General features: G+C 42.6%; 22 protein-coding genes and 3 tRNA genes. 16 read left to right on the top strand and 9 right to left on the bottom strand.

Annotated features, from left to right (window positions below):
• Positions 1–73 precede the first annotated feature (73 nt).
• Both acnB and FG24_RS00350 read left to right on the top strand, forming a co-directional pair.
• A complete protein-coding gene (acnB, locus tag FG24_RS00355) occupies positions 74–2,677 on the top strand; it encodes a bifunctional aconitate hydratase 2/2-methylisocitrate dehydratase (protein WP_036299832.1) in 2,604 nt (867 codons plus the stop codon).
• Positions 2,678–2,783: 106 nt separating this feature from the next.
• Positions 2,784–3,539: a hypothetical protein gene (locus tag FG24_RS00350; RefSeq protein ID WP_036299830.1), complete on the top strand. Its 756-nt coding sequence runs from the start codon at positions 2,784–2,786 to the stop codon at positions 3,537–3,539.
• Positions 3,540–3,581: 42 nt separating this feature from the next.
• Here the strand turns inward: FG24_RS00350 and FG24_RS12700 are convergent, their stop codons facing one another.
• Complete coding sequence (locus FG24_RS12700; protein WP_160172167.1) at positions 3,582–3,743, bottom strand: hypothetical protein; 162 nt, start codon at positions 3,741–3,743, stop codon at positions 3,582–3,584.
• A gap of 409 nt (positions 3,744–4,152) precedes the next feature.
• Between FG24_RS12700 and FG24_RS00345 the strand changes: the two genes are divergently transcribed.
• The gene (locus tag FG24_RS00345) at positions 4,153–4,557 is read left to right on the top strand and encodes a hypothetical protein (protein ID WP_036299828.1); all 405 of its coding nucleotides are present in this window, start codon (positions 4,153–4,155) and stop codon (positions 4,555–4,557) included.
• 19 nt (positions 4,558–4,576) lie between these two features.
• A complete protein-coding gene (locus FG24_RS00340; protein ID WP_200876854.1) occupies positions 4,577–5,674 on the top strand; it encodes a DUF2914 domain-containing protein in 1,098 nt (365 codons plus the stop codon).
• A gap of 6 nt (positions 5,675–5,680) precedes the next feature.
• On the opposite strand, the gene FG24_RS00335 is transcribed toward FG24_RS00340, so the two are convergent.
• Together FG24_RS00335 and FG24_RS00330 are read right to left on the bottom strand one after the other, a co-directional pair.
• Entirely contained in the window at positions 5,681–6,226 is a 546-nt protein-coding gene (locus tag FG24_RS00335) for a TIGR00645 family protein (protein WP_036299826.1), read from the bottom strand.
• A gap of 171 nt (positions 6,227–6,397) precedes the next feature.
• Positions 6,398–7,243, bottom strand: a complete 846-nt coding sequence (locus tag FG24_RS00330) for a 23S rRNA (adenine(2030)-N(6))-methyltransferase RlmJ (RefSeq protein WP_036299824.1) — start codon at positions 7,241–7,243, stop codon at positions 6,398–6,400.
• Between the two features lie 62 nt (positions 7,244–7,305).
• On the opposite strand from FG24_RS00330, the gene FG24_RS00325 reads away from it, so the two are divergent.
• From FG24_RS00325 to FG24_RS00285, 9 genes are all read left to right on the top strand, one after another.
• Positions 7,306–7,998, top strand: a complete 693-nt coding sequence (locus FG24_RS00325; RefSeq protein WP_036299822.1) for a cation diffusion facilitator family transporter — start codon at positions 7,306–7,308, stop codon at positions 7,996–7,998.
• 70 nt (positions 7,999–8,068) lie between these two features.
• Positions 8,069–8,251: a tautomerase family protein gene (locus FG24_RS00320; protein WP_015831720.1), complete on the top strand. Its 183-nt coding sequence runs from the start codon at positions 8,069–8,071 to the stop codon at positions 8,249–8,251.
• Between the two features lie 138 nt (positions 8,252–8,389).
• Positions 8,390–8,911 (top strand): SRPBCC family protein, encoded by a 522-nt coding sequence (locus FG24_RS00315; RefSeq protein ID WP_036299818.1) that lies wholly within the window; start codon positions 8,390–8,392, stop codon positions 8,909–8,911.
• Between the two features lie 95 nt (positions 8,912–9,006).
• Complete coding sequence (gene uvrC / locus FG24_RS00310) at positions 9,007–10,806, top strand: excinuclease ABC subunit UvrC (protein ID WP_036299815.1); 1,800 nt, start codon at positions 9,007–9,009, stop codon at positions 10,804–10,806.
• A gap of 61 nt (positions 10,807–10,867) precedes the next feature.
• Positions 10,868–11,464, top strand: a complete 597-nt coding sequence (gene pgsA / locus FG24_RS00305) for a CDP-diacylglycerol--glycerol-3-phosphate 3-phosphatidyltransferase (RefSeq protein ID WP_036299812.1) — start codon at positions 10,868–10,870, stop codon at positions 11,462–11,464.
• 74 nt (positions 11,465–11,538) lie between these two features.
• Positions 11,539–11,614: transfer RNA gene (locus FG24_RS00300), tRNA-Gly, on the top strand.
• A 114-nt stretch (positions 11,615–11,728) separates the two neighbouring features.
• Positions 11,729–11,802: transfer RNA gene (locus tag FG24_RS00295), tRNA-Cys, on the top strand.
• Positions 11,803–11,856: 54 nt separating this feature from the next.
• A tRNA-Gly gene (locus FG24_RS00290) sits at positions 11,857–11,932 on the top strand.
• A 283-nt stretch (positions 11,933–12,215) separates the two neighbouring features.
• The gene (locus FG24_RS00285; protein WP_036299809.1) at positions 12,216–12,425 is read left to right on the top strand and encodes a (2Fe-2S)-binding protein; all 210 of its coding nucleotides are present in this window, start codon (positions 12,216–12,218) and stop codon (positions 12,423–12,425) included.
• A 113-nt stretch (positions 12,426–12,538) separates the two neighbouring features.
• On the opposite strand, the gene FG24_RS00280 is transcribed toward FG24_RS00285, so the two are convergent.
• The 6 genes from FG24_RS00280 to FG24_RS00255 all read right to left on the bottom strand — a co-directional run bounded on the left by FG24_RS00280 (position 12,539) and on the right by FG24_RS00255 (position 16,098).
• Entirely contained in the window at positions 12,539–12,901 is a 363-nt protein-coding gene (locus FG24_RS00280; protein ID WP_051901378.1) for a hypothetical protein, read from the bottom strand.
• A 14-nt stretch (positions 12,902–12,915) separates the two neighbouring features.
• Positions 12,916–13,608, bottom strand: a complete 693-nt coding sequence (locus tag FG24_RS12360) for a hypothetical protein (RefSeq protein WP_051901377.1) — start codon at positions 13,606–13,608, stop codon at positions 12,916–12,918.
• Between the two features lie 11 nt (positions 13,609–13,619).
• Complete coding sequence (locus FG24_RS00270) at positions 13,620–13,982, bottom strand: thioredoxin family protein (RefSeq protein WP_036299806.1); 363 nt, start codon at positions 13,980–13,982, stop codon at positions 13,620–13,622.
• A 45-nt stretch (positions 13,983–14,027) separates the two neighbouring features.
• Positions 14,028–14,408 carry a hypothetical protein gene (locus FG24_RS00265; protein ID WP_051901376.1) on the bottom strand — a complete coding sequence of 127 codons (381 nt, stop codon included), beginning with the start codon at positions 14,406–14,408 and terminating at the stop codon, positions 14,028–14,030.
• A 43-nt stretch (positions 14,409–14,451) separates the two neighbouring features.
• Positions 14,452–15,090: a response regulator transcription factor gene (locus FG24_RS00260; protein ID WP_036299804.1), complete on the bottom strand. Its 639-nt coding sequence runs from the start codon at positions 15,088–15,090 to the stop codon at positions 14,452–14,454.
• Positions 15,091–15,153: 63 nt separating this feature from the next.
• Positions 15,154–16,098 carry a sensor histidine kinase gene (locus FG24_RS00255; protein ID WP_036299801.1) on the bottom strand — a complete coding sequence of 315 codons (945 nt, stop codon included), beginning with the start codon at positions 16,096–16,098 and terminating at the stop codon, positions 15,154–15,156.
• Positions 16,099–16,335: 237 nt separating this feature from the next.
• Between FG24_RS00255 and FG24_RS00250 the strand changes: the two genes are divergently transcribed.
• The 3 genes from FG24_RS00250 (at position 16,336) to moxG (ending at position 19,770) form a co-directional block, all read left to right on the top strand.
• Positions 16,336–18,135: a methanol/ethanol family PQQ-dependent dehydrogenase gene (locus tag FG24_RS00250; RefSeq protein WP_036299798.1), complete on the top strand. Its 1,800-nt coding sequence runs from the start codon at positions 16,336–16,338 to the stop codon at positions 18,133–18,135.
• Positions 18,136–18,309: 174 nt separating this feature from the next.
• Positions 18,310–19,143 (top strand): methanol oxidation system protein MoxJ, encoded by an 834-nt coding sequence (gene moxJ, locus FG24_RS00245; RefSeq protein WP_036299795.1) that lies wholly within the window; start codon positions 18,310–18,312, stop codon positions 19,141–19,143.
• Between the two features lie 51 nt (positions 19,144–19,194).
• Positions 19,195–19,770 (top strand): cytochrome c(L), periplasmic, encoded by a 576-nt coding sequence (gene moxG, locus FG24_RS00240; RefSeq protein WP_036299792.1) that lies wholly within the window; start codon positions 19,195–19,197, stop codon positions 19,768–19,770.
• The last annotated feature ends 21 nt before the right edge of the window (positions 19,771–19,791 follow it).

Genomic DNA, 19,791 nt, shown 5'->3' with positions numbered 1-19,791 from the left:
TCAATCAACATTAAGTTAAGCTAGTTTATAATAAACACAATTTATTTAACTAGAATCTAAGCAGAAAATCGTTATGTTAAAAGCCTATGCAGCGCACGTACAAGAACGTGCTTCACAACAACTTCCTCCATTACCATTAACAGCTGAACAAGTCGCACAACTTGTAGAGCTACTCAAAAACCCGCCAGCGGGTGAAGAAAAACTGTTGGTCGACTTGCTTGAAAATCGTGTGCCAGCAGGTGTGGATCAGGCTGCCTATGTGAAAGCAGCGTTTTTGTCAGACATTGCGCTCGGTAAAGCTACATCACCTTTAGTTAGCGCTGAAACCGCGGTGGCCTTATTGGGCACAATGCTGGGTGGTTACAATGTGCAGGCTTTGGTCGGGTTGTTAGATTTATCTGCAACTAACCCAGCCATGGCAGATGCTGCGGTTAAAGCCTTGTCGCAAACGATTTTAATGTTTGATGCATTCCATGATGTTGATGAAAAAATGAAGGCAGGCAATGTGCATGCTAAAGAACTCATCGAGTCTTGGGCAAATGCAGAGTGGTTTACCAATGTGCCAAAATTGGCTGACGAAATTAAAGTGGTGGTATTTAAAGTGGATGGTGAAACCAACACTGACGATTTAAGCCCAGCACAGGAAGCATGGAGCCGCCCAGATATTCCACTGCACGCAAAAGCGATGCTGGTGACTAAAATGCCTGATGGCTTGCAAACGATTGAAACATTGAAGCAAAAAGGTTTGCCACTTGCTTATGTGGGTGACGTGGTCGGTACTGGATCATCACGTAAGTCAGCCATTAACTCTGTACAGTGGTTTATGGGCAATGATATCCCTAATATCCCAAACAAACGCACTGCGGGTGTGATTTTAGGCACCAAAATTGCGCCAATTTTCTTTAACACCGCAGAAGATTCAGGCGCGATGCCGATTCAATGTGATGTGTCAAAAATGCAAATGGGCGATGTCATCACCATTAAGCCTTATGCAGGCCAAGTGTTGAATGCGCAAGGCGAAGTGATTAGCACATTTGAATTAGCGCCAACCACCATGCCGGATGAAGTGCGTGCTGGTGGCCGTATTCCATTGATTATTGGCCGTGGTTTAACCACTAACGCACGTCATGCGTTAGGCTTGCCAGCATCAGATTTATTTATTCAATCAATCGCACCAAAAGATACCGGCAAAGGCTATACGCTGGCACAAAAAATGGTGGGTAGGGCTTGTGGTCTGCCTGAAGGTACAGGCGTGCGCCCAGGTGCTTATTGTGAGCCTAAGGCAACCACAGTGGGTTCACAAGATACTACTGGCGGTATGACGCGTGACGAGCTTAAAGAACTGGCGTGCTTGGGCTTTAGCGCAGATTTAGTAATGCAAAGCTTCTGCCACACAGCGGCTTATCCAAAACCAGTGGACATTAAATTACAGCACAGTTTGCCAGAGTTTATGAGCAGCCGTGGCGGCGTGAGCTTACGCCCGGGCGATGGCGTGATTCACTCATGGTTAAACCGTATGGTGTTGCCTGATACTGTTGGTACTGGCGGCGACTCACATACACGTTTCCCAATCGGTATTTCATTCCCGGCTGGTTCAGGCTTGGTTGCTTTCGCTGCCGCTATGGGCGTGATGCCATTAGATATGCCTGAGTCTGTATTAGTGCGTTTTAAAGGTGAAATGCAGCCTGGCATTACCTTACGCGATTTAGTGAATGCGATTCCTTACGCTGCGATTCAAGAGGGTACTTTAACGGTTGGTAAGCAAGGTAAAAAGAACGTATTTAACGGCAGAATCTTGGAAATTGAAGGTTTGCCAGATTTAAAGGTAGAGCAAGCGTTTGAGTTTGCCGATGCTTCAGCCGAGCGCTCTGCTAACGGCTGTACCGTGAAGTTAAACAAAGAGCCAGTGATTGAGTTCCTGACTTCAAATATCGTGTTGCTACAAAACATGATTGAAAATGGTTACCAAGATCCACGCACATTGCAACGCCGTATCGCCAGCATGCAAGCTTGGTTGGCTAAGCCTGAGTTATTAGAGGCCGATAAAGATGCTGAATACGCGCACGTGATTGAAATTGACCTCAACACCATTACTGAGCCGTTGGTGGCTTGCCCTAACGACCCAGACGACATCAAGCCACTAACGGCTGTGGTGGGCGATAAAATTGATGAAGTGTTCATCGGCAGTTGCATGACTAACATTGGTCACTATCGCGCGGCCGCTAAGGTATTGGAAGGTTCAGGCGGTATTCCTACGCGTTTATGGATTGCACCACCAACCCGTATGGATGAAGCGCAATTACGTGATGAAGGTGTTTACTCTGTATTTGGGGTTGCCGGTGCACGAACTGAAGTGCCAGGCTGCTCATTGTGTATGGGTAACCAAGCGCGCGTGGCAGATAAAGCCACGGTGTTTTCAACCAGTACGCGTAACTTTGACAACCGTATGGGTAGAGATGCGCGCGTGTACTTGGGATCTGCTGAATTGGCAGCCGTTTGTGCCAAGCTAGGCCGTATGCCGACACATGCTGAATATTTAGACACGGTAGGTAATAAGCTTGCTAACACGGCTGAAATTTATAAATATTTAAATTTTGATCAAATGACGGATTACACACAATCTTTAGAAGCACTTTCTAATGGTAAAAAAGTCATCCCGATTGCTGAGGCTGTTTGAAACATTAAGTTTTCATTAGGTTTGAAATGATTAGCCATGCTGGTTTGACATAGAGGTATAGGTCAAATAGCATGGCTAATTTACGTTAGGCACCTCGGAGAATTTTATGCCCGTAGCTAGAGTCAATGATATAAAGGCAAATCTTGAGTTTGCATTCGACTCAAACCGCGAGTTGAGCACATTGATCGCGGATGCACAGCGCGATGACCAGAGCATCAAATATCTTTCACAAAAATCAGCTGCAATCCTGGCTGCAGTAAGAGAGTGTTTCGATTACTGCATTTCAGATATTCGTGATGACTATCTACCCAGCGAGACTCAGAGGGTCTACTACCCATTTCATCCTGATACGCTTCAACGCGGAAAACCATTGCATAAACTGGAAGGCTGCAACAACGTTCTTTACCAAAGGCTGCTGTCTGTTGCCTCCAATATTCAGGCCCGTGCGGTCATTCAAGGAACGATGTGCCGTTACAGCGACGTTAGGGCAGTAAATGATCTCGTAAACCACAAGAAGCACGACAAAATTATCGAGGTCTGCGAGCTAGGCCGATCAAAGTCAAGGATCGATTTTCCTAACGGTCAGTCAATGACTGTTACGCCTATGTACCCGATAGGCGCAGACGGATTTCCAGATTTCACGAAACCAGGGGCCGTGGGGCCTGAGGCTTGGCTGAGCACCCCAGGAGTGAAAGTAACTGCTGTAAAGGACTTCTTTTTTGACAATACAGGTATTGATATGAGTCGGGCAGATATACATGGCTTTTGCATGACTTCTATTACTGCAGCCCGTTTTGTTTTGGGCGAGATATATCACACAGCATACGCAATGCCGTTTGACACTTTTCATGAGAGAGGCTAACGCATTAGCCCTGTAGGGTGGGCAAGTTGTTTGCCCACGCAATCACTCGCTAGTTTGCTTGTCGGTCTCGCCCGACTGGCGAGTTTCTTTCTTTTGCGTAGCCAAAAGAAAGAAACCAAAGAAAATGCTACCCACTGCTGCTTGTTTCCTGTGTTGTTTAGCCTTGATGGGCGGCAAGCGGAAACTCGTGCTTTCAGCACTCAAACAGCCGCTTGCCGACACCTCCCATTCAGACTAAACAACTCAGGCGCAGCAGAAAGGGATTAAGGTCAAAACCATCTGAACTTGCCATTATTTTTTTCTTATGCATAACAATGCGAGTTTGGGACGGTACTTGTAAAGCAATTTACTCGAATTTCAGCTAGCGCAAGTCTGTGCAAACTCGTAGACCTGTAGGGTGGGTAACTCGTTACCCACGCGGGTGGTTGCATCCTAAATTATCTATTCATAAGTGAATTACCGCTATCGCACCACAAGCTATTTCGATTTGCTAATCGCTAAAGCTCTTGCAAAGTCGTATGTGAGAATGGCTATTATTTTTTAAGTTTAGCAATCATCGAAAAACACGGTTCAATGCTAAAATCATTCCATCCTAAACTACCTTGATTATCCCATGGACGAAAAACACATTTTTGATAGTGATATCATTAAGCCGCCGAAACGTGGTGCATGGAAATGGATGTTGCCACTTAGCATTGTGTTGGTAGTGGTGGTTTTTGCCGCGTGGCACTTCGGCTGGGATGCTAAAGCTGTAACCGCGGGCATTTTGTTATTTGGCGTTGTATCTAATGTATTTGTCTGGTTGCTAGGTGTGATTGGCTTGGTACCAGTTATCGGTCCATTAATAGTCAAGGTGCTGAGCTTGTCTATCATTTGGCTGTTAAATGCGATTGGTTATATCGTGTCATTTGTCGCCATTAAGCGCGGCTATTCAAAAGATGTACTCACCTACCGCGGGCTAACCATTGCGTTAATCATCGGCATCATTATTGGCTATGTACTTGGCCATTTTTTATAGGCTTGATTACTAGTAACGTATGAACACTACTTTAACCAATGCCTCTTGGATGCAGGTAGGTATGCAACGCGTACGTAAACTCACTGACTTTTTACCGGCGGTGTTCTTTGTTGCTGGTTTCGTGTGGGATGCGTTGACGATAGGCCGTAACGTTGCAGCCTTGGATTTATGGATATTTGCTGGATACCTGCTTTGTGCGGCACTTATTCTGTATTTAATTGGTCGTCCAAACCCAATCGAGAATAGCGAGAGTAAATTAGTCTCGGTCTTTAAAAAGCATTACTCACCACGGCTACCTTACTTCTTACTTCAGTTCTTGTTTGGTAGTCTTTTCAGTGCATTATTCATCTTATACTTTAAAAGTTCCAGTCACTGGCTATCATGGTTGATGTCGCTAGCATTGGCGGTATTGCTTGTCGCGAATGAGTTTTTAGAGAGCGAATATAAACGTTTTACATTAAGCTGGTCTATGTTTGGTTTGTGTGCGATGTTGCTGTTTAACTTTGCATTGCCATTTTTACTGGGCAGTATTCATGCTGTATGGTTTTATTTAAGCACCTTACTTGGTGCTAGTCTCGCTTTTTGGCTTTACAAAAAAACGCCTAATCATTTAGGTAGTATTAAGCCTGTGGCAGCAATCGCTGCATTACTCATGCTGGCTTATGCGGTTGATATGATTCCGCCTGTGCCTTTGGTCAAGCGTGATGTTGTTGTGGCTTTTGAGTTAGAAAAAGCCAATGGTCAATATCGACTGTCGCAGCAAGCTTCGCCTTGGTGGGTATTTTGGCGTAAAACCAGCAATGATTTAGAGATGGTAGCAGGGCAGCGTGTCTATTGTTTTTCTTCGATATTCGCACCACCTGGCCTTGAAGCAAAGCTATACCATCGCTGGCAGCATTACAACAAAAAGCAAGGTTGGGTGACACAGTCACGCATTGGTTTTGATTTATCTGGGGGCCGCTATGCGGGTTTCAGAGGATACACTTACAAAAATAACCTAGCACCGGGTGATTGGCGTGTCAGTGTGGAAACTGAAAACGAGAAAACGATTACCGTACATAAGTTTTCAGTACATCATGTAGAAACAGCACCACAGCGAGTGGTGCTGTTGTATTAGTGATTTTTAGTGTTGTGTCGGTTGTGAATGCGCCATAAGTTTATCAATATAAGCAATTGCTACCGCTGACAGTACAAATGCCATGTGAATCACGGTTTGTGCAATCAATACTCTATCGGATAGGTTGTGCGCATTGATAAATGTCTTGAGCAAGTGAATCGATGAAATACCAATAATGGCAGTCGCAAGCTTTACTTTCAGCAAGTTAGCATTCACGTGAGATAGCCAGTCCGGTTCGTCCGGATGGCCTTCCAAATTCAGGCGTGACACAAAGGTTTCATAGCCGCCAACAATTACCATAATCAACAAGTTTGAAATCATCACCACGTCAATCAAGCCCAATACGATCAGCATAATGTCAGCTTCAACGATCTTATGGGCGGTTGATACCAAGTGAATAAGTTCAACGCCAAAAAAGAACACGTAGACAGCCTGCGCTACAATTAAACCTAAATAAAGCGGCAATTGTAACCAGCGGCTACCAAATAAAATGTTGGTCATAATGCTACCTTGCTTGTATGCGGTCGCATGTTGTTTAATTTTTTCTTGCATAGTATGTAAAAGCCTTTAAATAAATAACGTAATTCCAATTCTAAACCATTCGTGTCGTTGTTACCTTCGGCTTGCCGTGCTACAGCACTGTCTTCGCCTCATCGCCTAGACACGAATGATTTAGAATTTGGAATAAAACGTGTGTATTGTAGCAGTTTGAGCGAGTGTTTTTTATTCAATCTGGCTATCTAAAGTGAAACTTGCGGTTTCATCAAGTGCAAGCAGTTCTGTTAAAACTGGCATCGTTTCTGTCAATGTTTTAGGCAGCGTCCAAGGTGGATTGATAATAAATAATCCACTGCCATACATGCCAAAGCCTTCCTCGGAAGGTGCTTCAATAGATAATGTCACATGTAGCCAGTCTGGCACATTTAGCGCTAATAGGTCATCTAACATTTCAGCAGGTTCTGGACGCTGTAATAGCGGATACCAAATGACATATGTGCCAGTAGGGAATCGTTTTAAGCTGTCTTTAATTGCATCTACTACATATAGGTAATCTTGTTTATCTTCATAAGGCGGGTCTATCAGCACTACTGCTCGGCGCGGCGGTGGAGGTAAGCACGACTTTAAGCCTTTAAAGCCATTTTGCATTTCAACTTTAACTTGCCTACCAAATCCCTCAAAATTTTCTGACAGTAGTTTGTAATCGTTGGGATGCAATTCAAACAGGCGCATTCTGTCATCTGCACGCATGTATGATTCAGCAACCATGGGTGAGCCAGGGTAAAAATTCAGCGCATTGCCAGTGCTGAAAGATTGAATCTGTGTCACATAGTCTGCTAAAGGCTGTGGTAAGTTTTTTGCAGATAATAGTTTGCTAATGCCTTCTTCAAACTCTTGGTTTTGTGTCGCGTAGCCATCTTGCAGGCTGTACATGCCAGCACCTGCATGCGTGTCAATGTACCAAAATGGTTTGTCTTTTTGTTTGGTGTGGGCAAGCACTAGGCCTAGTACGTAATGCTTAAGCACATCGGCGTGGTTGCCTGCATGGAATGCGTGGCGATAACTGAGCATAGAATGATTAAAAATAGTGATAAGCCGACATTATCCTATATTTTTGGGTTAGCATTTAGCTTATGAATACATCAACACACAACAACCATGATGATCACGATCATTATTTCCTTCCTTTTTTACTCATTCTTGTTTTCGCTGTCGTAGAGGCAGTCGGTAGCTGGTATACGGGCTCACTGGCACTTTTAAGTGATGCTGGGCATATGTTCTCTGATGTTGCCGCGCTAGGGTTGGCATGGATGGCCTCTGTCTTGAGTAAAAAATCTAATGTTTCGCGGCATCGATCCGGTGTAAGTTATGCAGAGCTGGCCGTTTCTATCTTCAATGCGGTCACTATGTTACTGGTGGTTATCTTTATTGTGATGGAGGCAATTTCTAGGTTTAAACAGCCACATCATGTGCAAGGGTTTGGTTTAATCATCATCGCAAGCATCGGGCTAATCGTTAATCTCGTTGTGGCTAAACAATTGCATCATCAAGCCCATCATCATGGCGAGAGCTTAAATAATAGCGCAGCTTTTTTGCACGTGTTAGGTGATTTATTAGGCTCTGTTGCCGCAGTGGTAGCTGGTGTGGTGATTTATTTCACTGGCTGGATGCTAATCGATCCTATTTTGTCTATATTGATTTCATTTTTGCTATTGATGCTTACTTTAAACCTTATGCGAGATATCTGGCTTACGTTAAAAGGTCAGCACACTAAATATCATCAACATGCACATGACCACGCGCATCACCATGATCACGATCATTAAGCCAAGCCTCGAAACATAGCGAAATATCAATGAGAAGCCGTATCTTTTGTAAACTAAAGGAGAATGAAGCATGCCATATGTGAATATTAAATTAGCAGGTGAAGTGACTCGTGAGCAAAAAGCGCAAATCGCAAAAGAAATTACCGAAACGCTAGAGCGTGTTGCACATAAGCCAAAATCTTATACCTACATTACCTTTGAAGAGGTTGCCTACGAAGATTGGGCGATAGCAGGCGAGTTACTGGATGCCTAGTGATTATAGCTGTAGTGATTAGACGCTTAAATTAGACGTATCGTTATTTTGCGCACATGCGGCATAAATTATCATGTATATTCTTACCCGCTCGTATGAGGCGGGCGTATTCTTAATTATTAATATTTTGAGGTTTTTATGAGTAAATTTTTTACAGCAATGTTGGTTTCATTGTTTGCATTTACTAACCAAGCATCTGCTGCGATTGACGAAACAATCCGTTTGAAAGAAACCATTGAAATTAATGCACCAGCTGACAAAGTATGGGCAAAGGTTGGTAGTTTTGCCGATATGAGCTGGCACCCAGCGATCGCCAAAACTGAAATCACTAGCGGCAAAGCTGATGAAGTTGGCGCTACACGTGTGTTAACCGCACAAGACGGTGGAAAAATTAACGAAGTACTCACCAGTTATGATGGTGCTTCTAAAACAATGAAGTATGAAATCACTGAAAGCGTATTACCTGTACGTGACTATGGTGCAACTTTGAAGCTTAAAGAAAGTGCAGATGGCAAGACTACAGTAGTTTGGAGTGCAAACTTTAAGCGTAAAGACCCAGCAAACCCAGGCGCTGCTGGTCAAGATGATGCTGCGGCAAAAGCTGCAATTTTAGGTATTTTCAAATCTGGTTTAGAAAATCTTAAAAAGGTTTCAGAGTAATTTCCTTTAGGGGTGACGATTACGGCCAGTATGCGTTAGCAATTTTGGCCGTAATCGATTACACCAATTCAATTAATGGGCTGTAAAATACGCTCATGTTCGATCCCAAACCTATCTTAAAAAATTTGCCTAACTTGCCTGGCGTTTATCGCATGATTAACGCAAGCGATGAGGTTATTTACGTCGGTAAAGCCAAAGATCTCAAGAAGCGCGTTTCCTCTTATTTCAATAAAAATCTACCAAGTCCACGTACGCGCCTGATGGTCAGCAATATTGTGCGTATAGAAACAACTGTCACACGCAGTGAGGCGGAAGCTTTACTACTGGAAAACAACCTGATTAAGGGCTTGATGCCGCGTTACAACGTGTTGTTTCGTGATGATAAGTCTTATCCTTACATCACACTTACAGGAGACGAATATTCACGTTTAGCGTTTCATCGTGGCTCACAGCGCAAAGGTAACCAGTACTTCGGTCCGTTTCCCAACTCAGTCGCGGTGCGTGAAAGTATCCAGCTACTGCAAAAAGTCTTCAAATTACGTACATGTGAAAATACTGTATTTGCAAACCGTAGTCGTCCATGTCTACAGCACCAGATAGAACGTTGCACTGCACCGTGTGTGGGCTTTATTTCGGCAGATGATTATCGCAATGACGTGCATCAGGCCGCGATGTTCTTGCAGGGTAAAACGACAGAAGTGATGGATACCATTGCTGAACAAATGAATATAGCCGCAACTAAACAAGATTATGAGCTTGCTGCTGTGTTCAGGGATCGCATTCAGGCATTGCGTCAGGTGCAAGCCAAGCAGTTTGTAAGTGATTTTAATGTATCAGATGCTGATGTAATTGCTTGTACTGAGCTACAAGGTCAGCATTGTATTAATCTAGTGATGATACGTGGTGGGCGACATTTGGGCGATAGAAGCTATATGCCAAAAAACTCTGAAGGTGAGACTTTAGAAACCACCGTGCAGGCCTTTTTGGCGCAGCATTATGTTGTTCAAAACACGCCGCCATTGATTGTGGTTGGCGTTAAAATCGACACCGAGCTGATTGAGGAAGTGTTAAGCGAGCAAGCTGGTCGTAAAGTGAAAATTAATATTAACCCTATCGGGGACAAACGCGTGTGGCTGAAAATGGCGCAAACCAATGCGGATCTAGCATTAGGGCAGCGCGCCGCCACTTCTGCCAATCAGGAGGCTAAACTGCTTGCGCTGCGTGAGGCCTTGCGTTTACCTGATAGTACAGAGCGTATGGAGTGCTTTGATATTAGCCATACCATGGGGGAGGCCACCGTTGCCAGTTGTGTCGTGTTTGACCGTGGCGATATGCAAAACAGCGAATACCGACGCTATAACATCACGGGCATTACCCCTGGGGACGATTACGCAGCGATGCGAGATGTACTCACTAGGCGCTATAAAAAAGTAGCAGCAGGTGAAGGTAAGCGCCCAGATTTGGTATTTATTGATGGCGGCAAGGGCCAGCTTGGTGTGGCGATTGAAGTCATGGCTGAAGTTGGTCTGGATGATATTCTACTGGTAGGTATTGCCAAAGGTGAAGACCGTAAACCGGGTTTAGAAACCATGATATTTTCAGATACTGGTGAAATGATTAATCTAGAAAAAGACAATAAGGGTTTGCACTTGTTGCAACAGATACGAGATGAAGCGCATCGATTTGCCATCACTGGCCACCGTGCCAAACGCGCCAAAGCGCGATTGCACTCCAGCTTGGAGGACATTGAAGGAATTGGTGCAAAACGCCGTAAAGCGCTTCTAACCCGTTTTGGCGGTTTAGATGGTGTAAAAAATGCTAGTATTGACGAACTTGCCAATGTTGAAGGTATTAGCCAAAGCTTGGCTGAGAAAATATATGGCGAATTGCACTAAAGTAATTGGTAGTTGGTAATTGGCAATTGATAAGAATTGTTATTTTTTTGAGATTAACTATATGACTTGCAACATCCCAACCATGCTGACATGGCTCCGTATCTTGTTGATACCAGTATTTGTCATTATTTTTTATTTGCCCACAAACCCGCAAGCGTTTGGTGCCATTCCAGCACATTGGGTAAATTTAACAGCGACCGCAATCTTTGCAGTCGCTGCATTTACGGATTGGCTGGATGGATACTTGGCGCGGAAGCTAAACCAAACTTCTTCGTTTGGGGCTTTTTTAGACCCTGTTGCCGATAAGTTAATGGTAGCTGCGGCATTAATCGTATTAGTTGAGTTTGAGCGCGTAGGTGCTGTGGTGGCTTTGATTATTATTGGTCGTGAAATTGCTATTAGTGCATTGCGTGAGTGGATGGCAGGTGAAGGCCAACGCAGTAGCGTAGGTGTCGCAATGATAGGTAAAGTAAAAACAGCGGTACAAATGATCGCAATTTTATTTTTATTGTATTGGGACAGTATTGAGGTGGCGAACCTAGGCATGTTCCCCACCAAATTATTTGGACAGGTGCTAATCGTGATCGCAGCATTTTTAACATTGCTATCAATGGCTTATTATTTACGTGCTGCAATGCCAAAAATAAACCGCAAATAATTTAATAAAAAATGCGTATCTAGTACTTGACGATATCTTCAAACCCTCTATAATGGCGCCTGTCTTAACGACACGCGGGAATAGCTCAGCTGGTAGAGCGCAACCTTGCCAAGGTTGAGGTCGCGAGTTCGAGCCTCGTTTCCCGCTCCAAATAATAAACGGCGAATGCATAAAAGCTTCGCCGTTTTAGTTTTAAAAAGTATGCCTCTTTGGTTTTATCATCAATGAATGTACTTCTGTTGTATGGTATATAATGCCAACATTGGCGCGATAGCAAAGCGGTTATGCCGCGGCCTGCAAAGCCGTTTAGGCCGGTTCGACTCCGGCTCGCGCCTCCAGTGTTTAGTAGTGGTTTTTGTATTAATTTGGCAGTTTTAATTGGTTTTAGTCAGGCGGGAATAGCTCAGCTGGTAGAGCGCAACCTTGCCAAGGTTGAGGTCGCGAGTTCGAGCCTCGTTTCCCGCTCCAAATAGTAAAAACGGCGAATACAGTGATGTATTCGCCGTTTTTTTATGCGGTAAAGTAGCAAGTTTTTTAAGTTAGTTTATTCTAAGTAATAGTTGCTTCAAACCAATATGTTAGTCTTGACTGCATATAGCTTGGTAGTACTAGCTTTTGCATCATTGCACTCTCTTTTATTTTTTTATCTTTCTTCTATCTTTTCAATTTGCTTTAGTTTTGTGCTGTTATACATAATTAAACCATGATGCTAAACTGCAAATAGTCATAAACGTTGAAGCAAACCTAATCCATGAACGCAAAGCATGCCAATCCAACAGATGAAGTGATGTGCCATTGTAGTGGTACTACGCGTGATGAAATGCAACGTCTGTTTGAGCAAGGGATGGATATGGACGCTATCTCTAGATGGACAGGGGCACTTTCAGGCTGTGGTGGTTGCGAATGGGATGTTGCAGCATTTTTAAAGAGTCTAGCCGAGCAACGCAAAAGTAGTGTGTAAGGTTTGTTAAGCTAATTCAGCCGAGCTTGTACAACTGAGGTGGTTGAGAGCAGGTTTTACTGCAGTCATGTTTTATATGCCTGCAATGTCTATTTGTCTGCTACGCGCTTTGCTTACTCAGTTTTTAATGGCATTATTTCTACACTGTATATCGTCCAATGCTGATCACCACCTGATTTTGCTTTCGAGCACCCAAGCGGTGTTGCTTCTGTATTCGGCAGTAGTATTTGTTTAGTGTGATCGGGCGTTTGAACACTCATAAACCATCGATCAATCCATACATGCAAGGTGTTGTTTGGATTTGTATTCTTAATAGAAATTAGCTTGCCATCGCTGATTGAACAGTCTGCAGTATCTGTTTCTGTCAATTGCACATGTTCAATAGCTGTCCTTAGTTTTTCTTCACTGGCAATTAATTGCGTTGTTTGAAAAATACTTAAACAGCTAATAAAGGTAATTGTTGTTTTTTTGAGCATATTGAACTTCCCAATTAAAATCTTATAAATTCTGAGGTGCTGGAATCCAAATAGACAGCGCTCTCTTTAGTTGATAGGGTGTATCCAATACTGTGTGCATAATGGTCGGTACGTTTTATGATATTTGTAAGTGTATTATCAATTTCATTTATTTGTTTGCTAGTGCAATTGGCATGAAAATGATGGGTGTCATTTGATGTGTTGATTAATTTCTGGCGTGTAATTTCAATATTACGGGCTGCATGATATAGATTTTTTGGTAATATTTTTTTTGTGAATGTAAACTCGTTCTCACCCCCATAGGCTTGCACCAGCATTGTATGCAGGCCTGTGATAAGTGGGAGTATGCGGTCGCCTTGATATTCTGGGCTAAAGCTTAAAGATAGAGCATCTATTGATTGCGCTTGTCTGATTGCATCGAACTTCCAGCCAAAGGGGCCTTCAAATACCCATTGCGTGAGTTCTTCTGCACTTACTTTTGTACTTTTTAATAGGTCTTTTTGGTTGCATTGATATAGTTGTAACATCAATTGTCTGAGGTCATCGGTTTGAATTTTGAATACTTCGCTAACCTTGGGTATGGCAGGCGTTACATGTTGTGCTTTAGCTTTTTTAGTGGTGTTTTGCTGCTTTGTTTGCTCGGCAGATAAACATGCCTGACTAGTCAGGCATAGTGTGATGAGTACTGTTAAACAGCGTATGGCCATGGTGAATATTTTCAGGCATCTTTTTCTGCAAAATGTCGATTGATTTCCGTGGTATCAAAATCTTTCCATTGTCGCAGGCTTTCTTCAAATGATGATTCGGGCATGACCCCGACTACGCCATCAATTACTATTTGATTTTTAATGGCAAGTACGCATGGTATCTGCTCGATGTTAAAGTACGAAGCAATCTCCGCATTGGTTTCTGTATCCAGCATGCAGAACATGATATCTGGGTGTTTTGAAGCTACATTTTCAAAAGTACTGCTAAACATTAAACATGGTTCGCACCATTGTGCCCAGAAGTCGATGACGACAAAAGGGTTAGATTCGATGACTGTTTTGAAGTTATCTTGTGTCAGTTTGGTAATTGCCATGTGTAAAATATGCCTAAATGGTTAGTTTTTTGAGGTACACAATATTTAGTTCAGGAACATCATATTGGTTGCAGCATCGTTAATGAAGGTAATTTCAGCTTGTTTATAAGTGTTTTTCGAGTTGTATTTCACTAGGTTAAAGTAGTACCACATTTCAATCTCATCCTTCTTTAAGTTAGCGGGGCCATTTGCTTGGCCTACAATGCTGTCTGCATTAGATGGTTTGACAGGTTTACTCTTTTTGGTTGGTTGGCCTAATGTTTGCAGTACGAAGGCTTTGTTTTTACCTTTGAACGTTTGGATAAATTCCATTTCTTGGTAGGTGTTATTTGGTTTAGCGTTTTCTGCAAAGCTTAGATTGCTGAAAAACAGGCTGGTAATCAGTCCTGTAATTGCCAGTGTTAAAGATGGTTTGGTGTTTTTCAAAATGATGATCCTTTAATGGTTGATATCTAGTGATGGTCGATAATTAGGTTTTACTTTGAGTGACGCCAAACTGAATGGCGAGATGAACAAGATTAGCGGTTGTGTGTACGTTGAGCTTTTGTCTGATTTGGGTTTGAATGTTTGCAACGGTTTTATAGCTAATGTTTAAACTATCGGAAATGATGCTTAGCGAGTTGCCTGATGCTAGCTGCCTAAATACCTCAAACTCTCTAGGGGAGAGCTTCTCTAAAGGTTTGTTGGCTTCATTGATTAAGTCGATTGCGAGGTGTTGCGCTAGCTTTTGTTCAATAAATTTTCCGCCTTTCATGATTTTATCAACCGCTTCTAATAAGATACTTACGTCATCTGTTTTAACAACGTAGCCTTTTGCACCTGCTTGAATTGCACGCATGGCATAGATGTTGTCATCATGCATGCTGTAGATGAGGACTTTGGCATCTTTGCTACGTGCCAGGATTCTTTGTAATGCCTCTAAACCGCCTAGTCCTGGCATATCTAAATCCATAAGAACTAAACTCGGCTGGTGCTCTTGCCATAACAATATCGCGGATTCGCCACTGGAAGCTTCTGCCACTACGCGATAGCCCCATTGACCTAGTAAGCTTTTTAGACCTTGCCTTACTACTGCGTGGTCATCCACTAATAAAATTGATTTATTCATTCATTTACCCCAATAATTTCTGTGACATTGATTTTTAATCGCTGTATTCATTTTTAAATAAGCCTAGATAGGGATCTGTGCACTAATCGTGACCCCTTTGCTCAAATTGTTTTTTGCAATGAACGTGCCATTGACTGCGTCAATGCGCTCACGCATGCCGATAATGCCCATGCCATAAGAGGTTTCTTCTGCTTTAAATCCAACGCCATCGTCAATAATCTCTATACATATCAATTGCCCATGTTCATTTGAGCTTGATTTTAGGGAAACGCTTACCTGTTGCGCATTAGCATGTTTTGATATGTTGGTGAGCGCCTCTTGGATAAATCTATAAATGGTGATGTTGATTTGTTCTGTGAATAAAGAGGAGCAGGCCTCAACATTTATCTCTAGATGAATATGTGGCTGTTGCTCATGCCACTCTTTAATCAATATGCTGATGGCTGCTGTGCAGTCCTGGCTACTGGTTGGTGCTGGCCTTAGGCGACGCATCAGTGTTCTGGTCATCTCTTGTATATGCTGGGCATTGGCTAAAATTCTTTTTGCATAAAGGGTGGTAGATGCATGTAGGTTTTGATCTTTTTTACTTAAATTTAATGCAGATGCATCTAAGCGAATCGCTAATAAATATTGCCCAATATCATCATGTAAATCTCTAGCAAGATGTAAGCGTTCGGCCTCTTGGATTTTTAATACGTGTCTAGTGAGTGCTTTGTTTTGTACTAGTAGTTGCATGATTTTTTCTTCTGCTGATACACGCAGATGAATTTCCTTATTCAGTTCAACCATTCTTCGTCTTGAGAACCATGCCATTCCAAGAGCGATTAGTAACAAGAGGAATGGCACTTCATCTAGTTGTACTTCTTCGTACTGTGCAAACCAATTGGCAAGCGTTTCTGCTAAGTTAACTGACAATATGAGGATATATATCAGCGCAATGACGACTGCAATAACCGCTGCATCGCGTTGAGAGTCCTTACGTAAATTCCAGAGTTCTTTGATTTTCATAAGGGAGTGATTGTTCTGTAAATACAGAATCTTGAATAGGGGAATAATTCCCGACGATGTGTAATGAGGTAAATAACTAGTTACAAGATGTAACTGCAATGAGTAATTTCATTTTTCATCGGGAATGTTTCATCTTATTTGGAAAATAGCCAAGGCACATAATGCACCTCGCCAAATTGATAATCATGATGGCTTCGGATTTATACGGTTTAACCAATTTATAGGGAGACGATCAATATGAAACGCAAAGTTGCTAACGTCAGTGTTAGTGCAGCAATCGGCGGTTTACTTGTTCTTGCAGCAGCGCAAACTGCTTTTGCAGATGAGGATTTAACCAAACGTGTGAATGACCCAAACCAATGGGCAACACAAACTGGTGGTTATAACAGCCAGCACAATAGTACTTTAGATCAGATTAATAAAAACAATGTAAAGAATGTTAAGGCTGCTTGGTCATTCTCAACCGGTGTATTGCATGGTCATGAAGGTGCGCCACTTGTGATTGGTGACATGATGTATATCCATTCAGCATTTCCAAATAATACGTTCGCTGTTAACTTAAATGACCCAGGCAAAATTGTTTGGTCTCATAAGCCAAAACAAGACGCTTCTACTAAAGCAGTCATGTGTTGCGATATTGTTGACCGTGGCGTGGCTTATGGTGCTGGTCAAATCGTTAAAAAGCAAGCGGATGGCCACTTATTAGCTTTAGATGCAAAAACGGGTAAGGTCAATTGGAAAGTGGAGCTTTGTGATCCTAAAGTTGGCATGACGTTTACGCAAGCGCCTTATGTGGTGAAAGATACCGTGTTAATTGGTTGTTCTGGCGCTGAGTTGGGTGTGCGTGGTGCGGTGAATGCTGTTGATATAAAAACTGGTGCATTGAAATGGCGTGCATTTGCAACTGGTCCTGATAATGAAATTCGCTTAGCTAAAAACTTTAATGAACATAATCCCCACTATGGTCAATTTGGTTTAGGTACCAAAACATGGGAAGGTGATGCTTGGAAAATCGGTGGCGGTACTAACTGGGGTTGGTATGCATATGACCCTAAATTGAACTTGTTCTATTACGGATCAGGTAATCCTGCACCTTGGAACGAAACCATGCGCCCTGGTGATAATAAGTGGACGATGACTATTTGGGCGCGTGATGTAGATACGGGCGAAGCAAAGTGGGGCTACCAAAAGACACCACATGATGAGTGGGACTTTGCAGGTGTGAACCAAATGGTGCTTACTGATCAACCTGTTCAAGGCAAAATGACACCGCTTCTTACGCACATTGACCGTAACGGCATTATGTACACGCTTAATCGTGACACAGGTAAATTAATCTTGGCTGACAAGGTTGACCCAGCGGTTAACGTGTTTAAGAAAGTTGATTTAAAAACTGGTTTGCCAGTACGTGATCCAGAGTTCTCAACACGTATGGATCATAAAGGTACCAATATCTGTCCATCCGCGATGGGCTTCCATAACCAAGGTGTCGACTCATATGACCCAGAATCACGTACCTTGTACGCTGGTTTGAATCATATTTGTATGGATTGGGAGCCGTTCATGCTGCCATACCGTGCAGGCCAGTTCTTTGTTGGCGCAACGCTAGCAATGTACCCTGGACCTAGTGGCCCTACTAAAACAGAGATGGGTACTGTACGTGCTTTTGACACTGTATCAGGAAAAGTGAAGTGGTCTAAATGGGAGAAATTTGCAGCTTGGGGCGGTACTTTGTACACCAAAGGTGGCTTGGTTTGGTACAACACTTTAGATGGTCATATCAAAGCATTGGATAAAAACAACGGTAAAGAATTGTGGAAATTCAAAATGCCTTCAGGTGGTATCGGGTCTCCTATGACTTATGCATTTAAGGGCAAACAATACGTTGCAAGTATGTATGGCGTAGGTGGTTGGCCAGGTGTTGGTCTGGTGTTTGACTTGACTGACCCAAGTGCTGGTCTTGGTGCTGTAGGTGCTTTCAAAGAGCTACAAAACCATACCAACATGGGCGGTGGTTTGATGGTGTTTAGTCTTTAAACCAAAAGTTTAGTTGAACTAGTAAGGCTGTGCAGGCTGGGTGGGTTGATACCTGGCCTGCATTTTCACCCCAAGGCTTATCCAAATGAGTTTCACACATCACCATTGTTGGGATGTTTCATGATGTTTATTTGGATGTGTCCTGAATTTTTTAGCATGAGGAGTATTTTTAGCATGAAAAATAAAAAGTTTTTGCGTTCTGGGTTTAAGTCTTTAGTGCTTGGCGTTTTAAGTTTGTGGGCAGTGCAGGTGTATGCCGATGAGTTGAATGTTTGTGCAGGTAAAAATGAGATGCCTTTTTCTAACGATAAGAAAGATGGCTTTGAAAATGATATTGCAGAAATAATGGCTAAGTCATTGAATAAGAAATTGAATTATGTGTACTGGGATGATCCACGCTATGCCGTTGGTTTTTTCTTAGATAAAAAGAAATGCGATTTAGTGCTAGGGGTGGATAGTACAGACCCACGTGTGCTTAAGACTAATCCTTATTACAAAACTGGTTACGTGTTTATTACTAGGGAAGATCGTGAAATTGATATTTCTTCATGGAATGATGATTTATTAAAAGAGAGAAATTTCCGCATTGGTGTCATGCCGGATAGCCCAGGTAAGGTGATGTTGCTACAAATTAATCGATTTGATGACATGTTTGATTATTTTGCAGAGAAGCAAAAATACCAATCAACACGTAACAAGTATGTGAGGGTTGACCCGCAAGAAGTTGTGAATGATGTATCTAACAAATATATCCACGCAGCCATGTTGTGGGCACCAGAAGCAGCACGTTATGTGAAGCAATCTAAAGAGCCATTGAAGGTTCAGTTGGTGAAAGATGATGCAACAAAATCTAATGGTGAATCTGTGCAAATGCACTATGAAATTGTGATGGGCGTACGTAAGGATGATGTGCAATTACAGCAAGCGCTTAACAAAGCTATTGATGAAAAGCGTAGTGAGATTGAATCAGTGCTTAAGCGTGAAGGCATCCCACTTTTGCCAATTTAAACGAAGTTTTTCAGTTAATTAATACCATTTAGAAAATATGTAGAGGTCAAGATGTTAGCTTTATCTTTTAAACGTAGCCAAGTTTCAGCATTGTGTACAGCCGCTGTGATGGCAACTTTTTTATCGGCATGTAATGCCTCCCCGCAATCTGCAACTTCAGGCGAGCAAAAGGCAATTGTTGCAAAAGAAGGCCTAGTTCATCCTAACCCAGAGTCTTTAGGCCCTGTTTTAGATTTTAGGGGGACCATTTCTGGTGAGCCATTAGATTTTAATGATGGTAAAGGTGCTGACTCTCCGGCAGTTCAAGAGTTTAAAAGAACTGGGAAAAATCCATATAACTTGAATGAAAACGTGATTAAAAATGGTTACACATTGTTTTCAACAGCATGCTCGGGTTGCCATGGACATTTGGCTGAAGGAAAACTTGGTCCTGCATTGGCGGATGATTACTGGACATATCCAGGCAATGCTTATGACAAAGGCTTTTTTGAGACAATTTATGGCGGTGGACAAGGCATGATGGGCCCACAAAAAGGATTGATTTCTCAAGATGAGATTCTTCAGATCATGAGCTGGATTCGTAGTGTGTATGTTGGCGACCCCAAGAAAGCTAAATGGAAGAAATAGCTAAATGGAACAAACAGTTTA

The organism is Methylotenera sp. L2L1, assembly GCF_000744605.1.
Lineage (GTDB): Bacteria > Pseudomonadota > Gammaproteobacteria > Burkholderiales > Methylophilaceae > Methylotenera.
Note: the sequence above shows the minus strand (reverse complement) of the source record. Positions and strands in the feature narration are given on the sequence as shown.

Bases quoted from the DNA above. Each gene is read 5' to 3' on its own strand.
- acnB (WP_036299832.1), top strand. From the start codon at position 74: ATGTTAAAAGCCTATGCAGCGCACGTACAAGAACGTGCTTCACAACAA.
- FG24_RS00350 (WP_036299830.1), top strand. From the start codon at position 2,784: ATGCCCGTAGCTAGAGTCAATGATATAAAGGCAAATCTTGAGTTTGCA.
- FG24_RS00345 (WP_036299828.1), top strand. From the start codon at position 4,153: ATGGACGAAAAACACATTTTTGATAGTGATATCATTAAGCCGCCGAAA.
- FG24_RS00340 (WP_200876854.1), top strand. From the start codon at position 4,577: ATGAACACTACTTTAACCAATGCCTCTTGGATGCAGGTAGGTATGCAA.
- FG24_RS00335 (WP_036299826.1), bottom strand. From the start codon at position 6,226: ATGCAAGAAAAAATTAAACAACATGCGACCGCATACAAGCAAGGTAGC.
- FG24_RS00330 (WP_036299824.1), bottom strand. From the start codon at position 7,243: ATGCTCAGTTATCGCCACGCATTCCATGCAGGCAACCACGCCGATGTG.
- FG24_RS00325 (WP_036299822.1), top strand. From the start codon at position 7,306: ATGAATACATCAACACACAACAACCATGATGATCACGATCATTATTTC.
- FG24_RS00320 (WP_015831720.1), top strand. From the start codon at position 8,069: ATGCCATATGTGAATATTAAATTAGCAGGTGAAGTGACTCGTGAGCAA.
- FG24_RS00315 (WP_036299818.1), top strand. From the start codon at position 8,390: ATGAGTAAATTTTTTACAGCAATGTTGGTTTCATTGTTTGCATTTACT.
- uvrC (WP_036299815.1), top strand. From the start codon at position 9,007: ATGTTCGATCCCAAACCTATCTTAAAAAATTTGCCTAACTTGCCTGGC.
- pgsA (WP_036299812.1), top strand. From the start codon at position 10,868: ATGACTTGCAACATCCCAACCATGCTGACATGGCTCCGTATCTTGTTG.
- FG24_RS00285 (WP_036299809.1), top strand. From the start codon at position 12,216: ATGAACGCAAAGCATGCCAATCCAACAGATGAAGTGATGTGCCATTGT.
- FG24_RS00280 (WP_051901378.1), bottom strand. From the start codon at position 12,901: ATGCTCAAAAAAACAACAATTACCTTTATTAGCTGTTTAAGTATTTTT.
- FG24_RS12360 (WP_051901377.1), bottom strand. From the start codon at position 13,608: ATGGCCATACGCTGTTTAACAGTACTCATCACACTATGCCTGACTAGT.
- FG24_RS00270 (WP_036299806.1), bottom strand. From the start codon at position 13,982: ATGGCAATTACCAAACTGACACAAGATAACTTCAAAACAGTCATCGAA.
- FG24_RS00260 (WP_036299804.1), bottom strand. From the start codon at position 15,090: ATGAATAAATCAATTTTATTAGTGGATGACCACGCAGTAGTAAGGCAA.
- FG24_RS00255 (WP_036299801.1), bottom strand. From the start codon at position 16,098: ATGAAAATCAAAGAACTCTGGAATTTACGTAAGGACTCTCAACGCGAT.
- FG24_RS00250 (WP_036299798.1), top strand. From the start codon at position 16,336: ATGAAACGCAAAGTTGCTAACGTCAGTGTTAGTGCAGCAATCGGCGGT.
- moxJ (WP_036299795.1), top strand. From the start codon at position 18,310: ATGAAAAATAAAAAGTTTTTGCGTTCTGGGTTTAAGTCTTTAGTGCTT.
- moxG (WP_036299792.1), top strand. From the start codon at position 19,195: ATGTTAGCTTTATCTTTTAAACGTAGCCAAGTTTCAGCATTGTGTACA.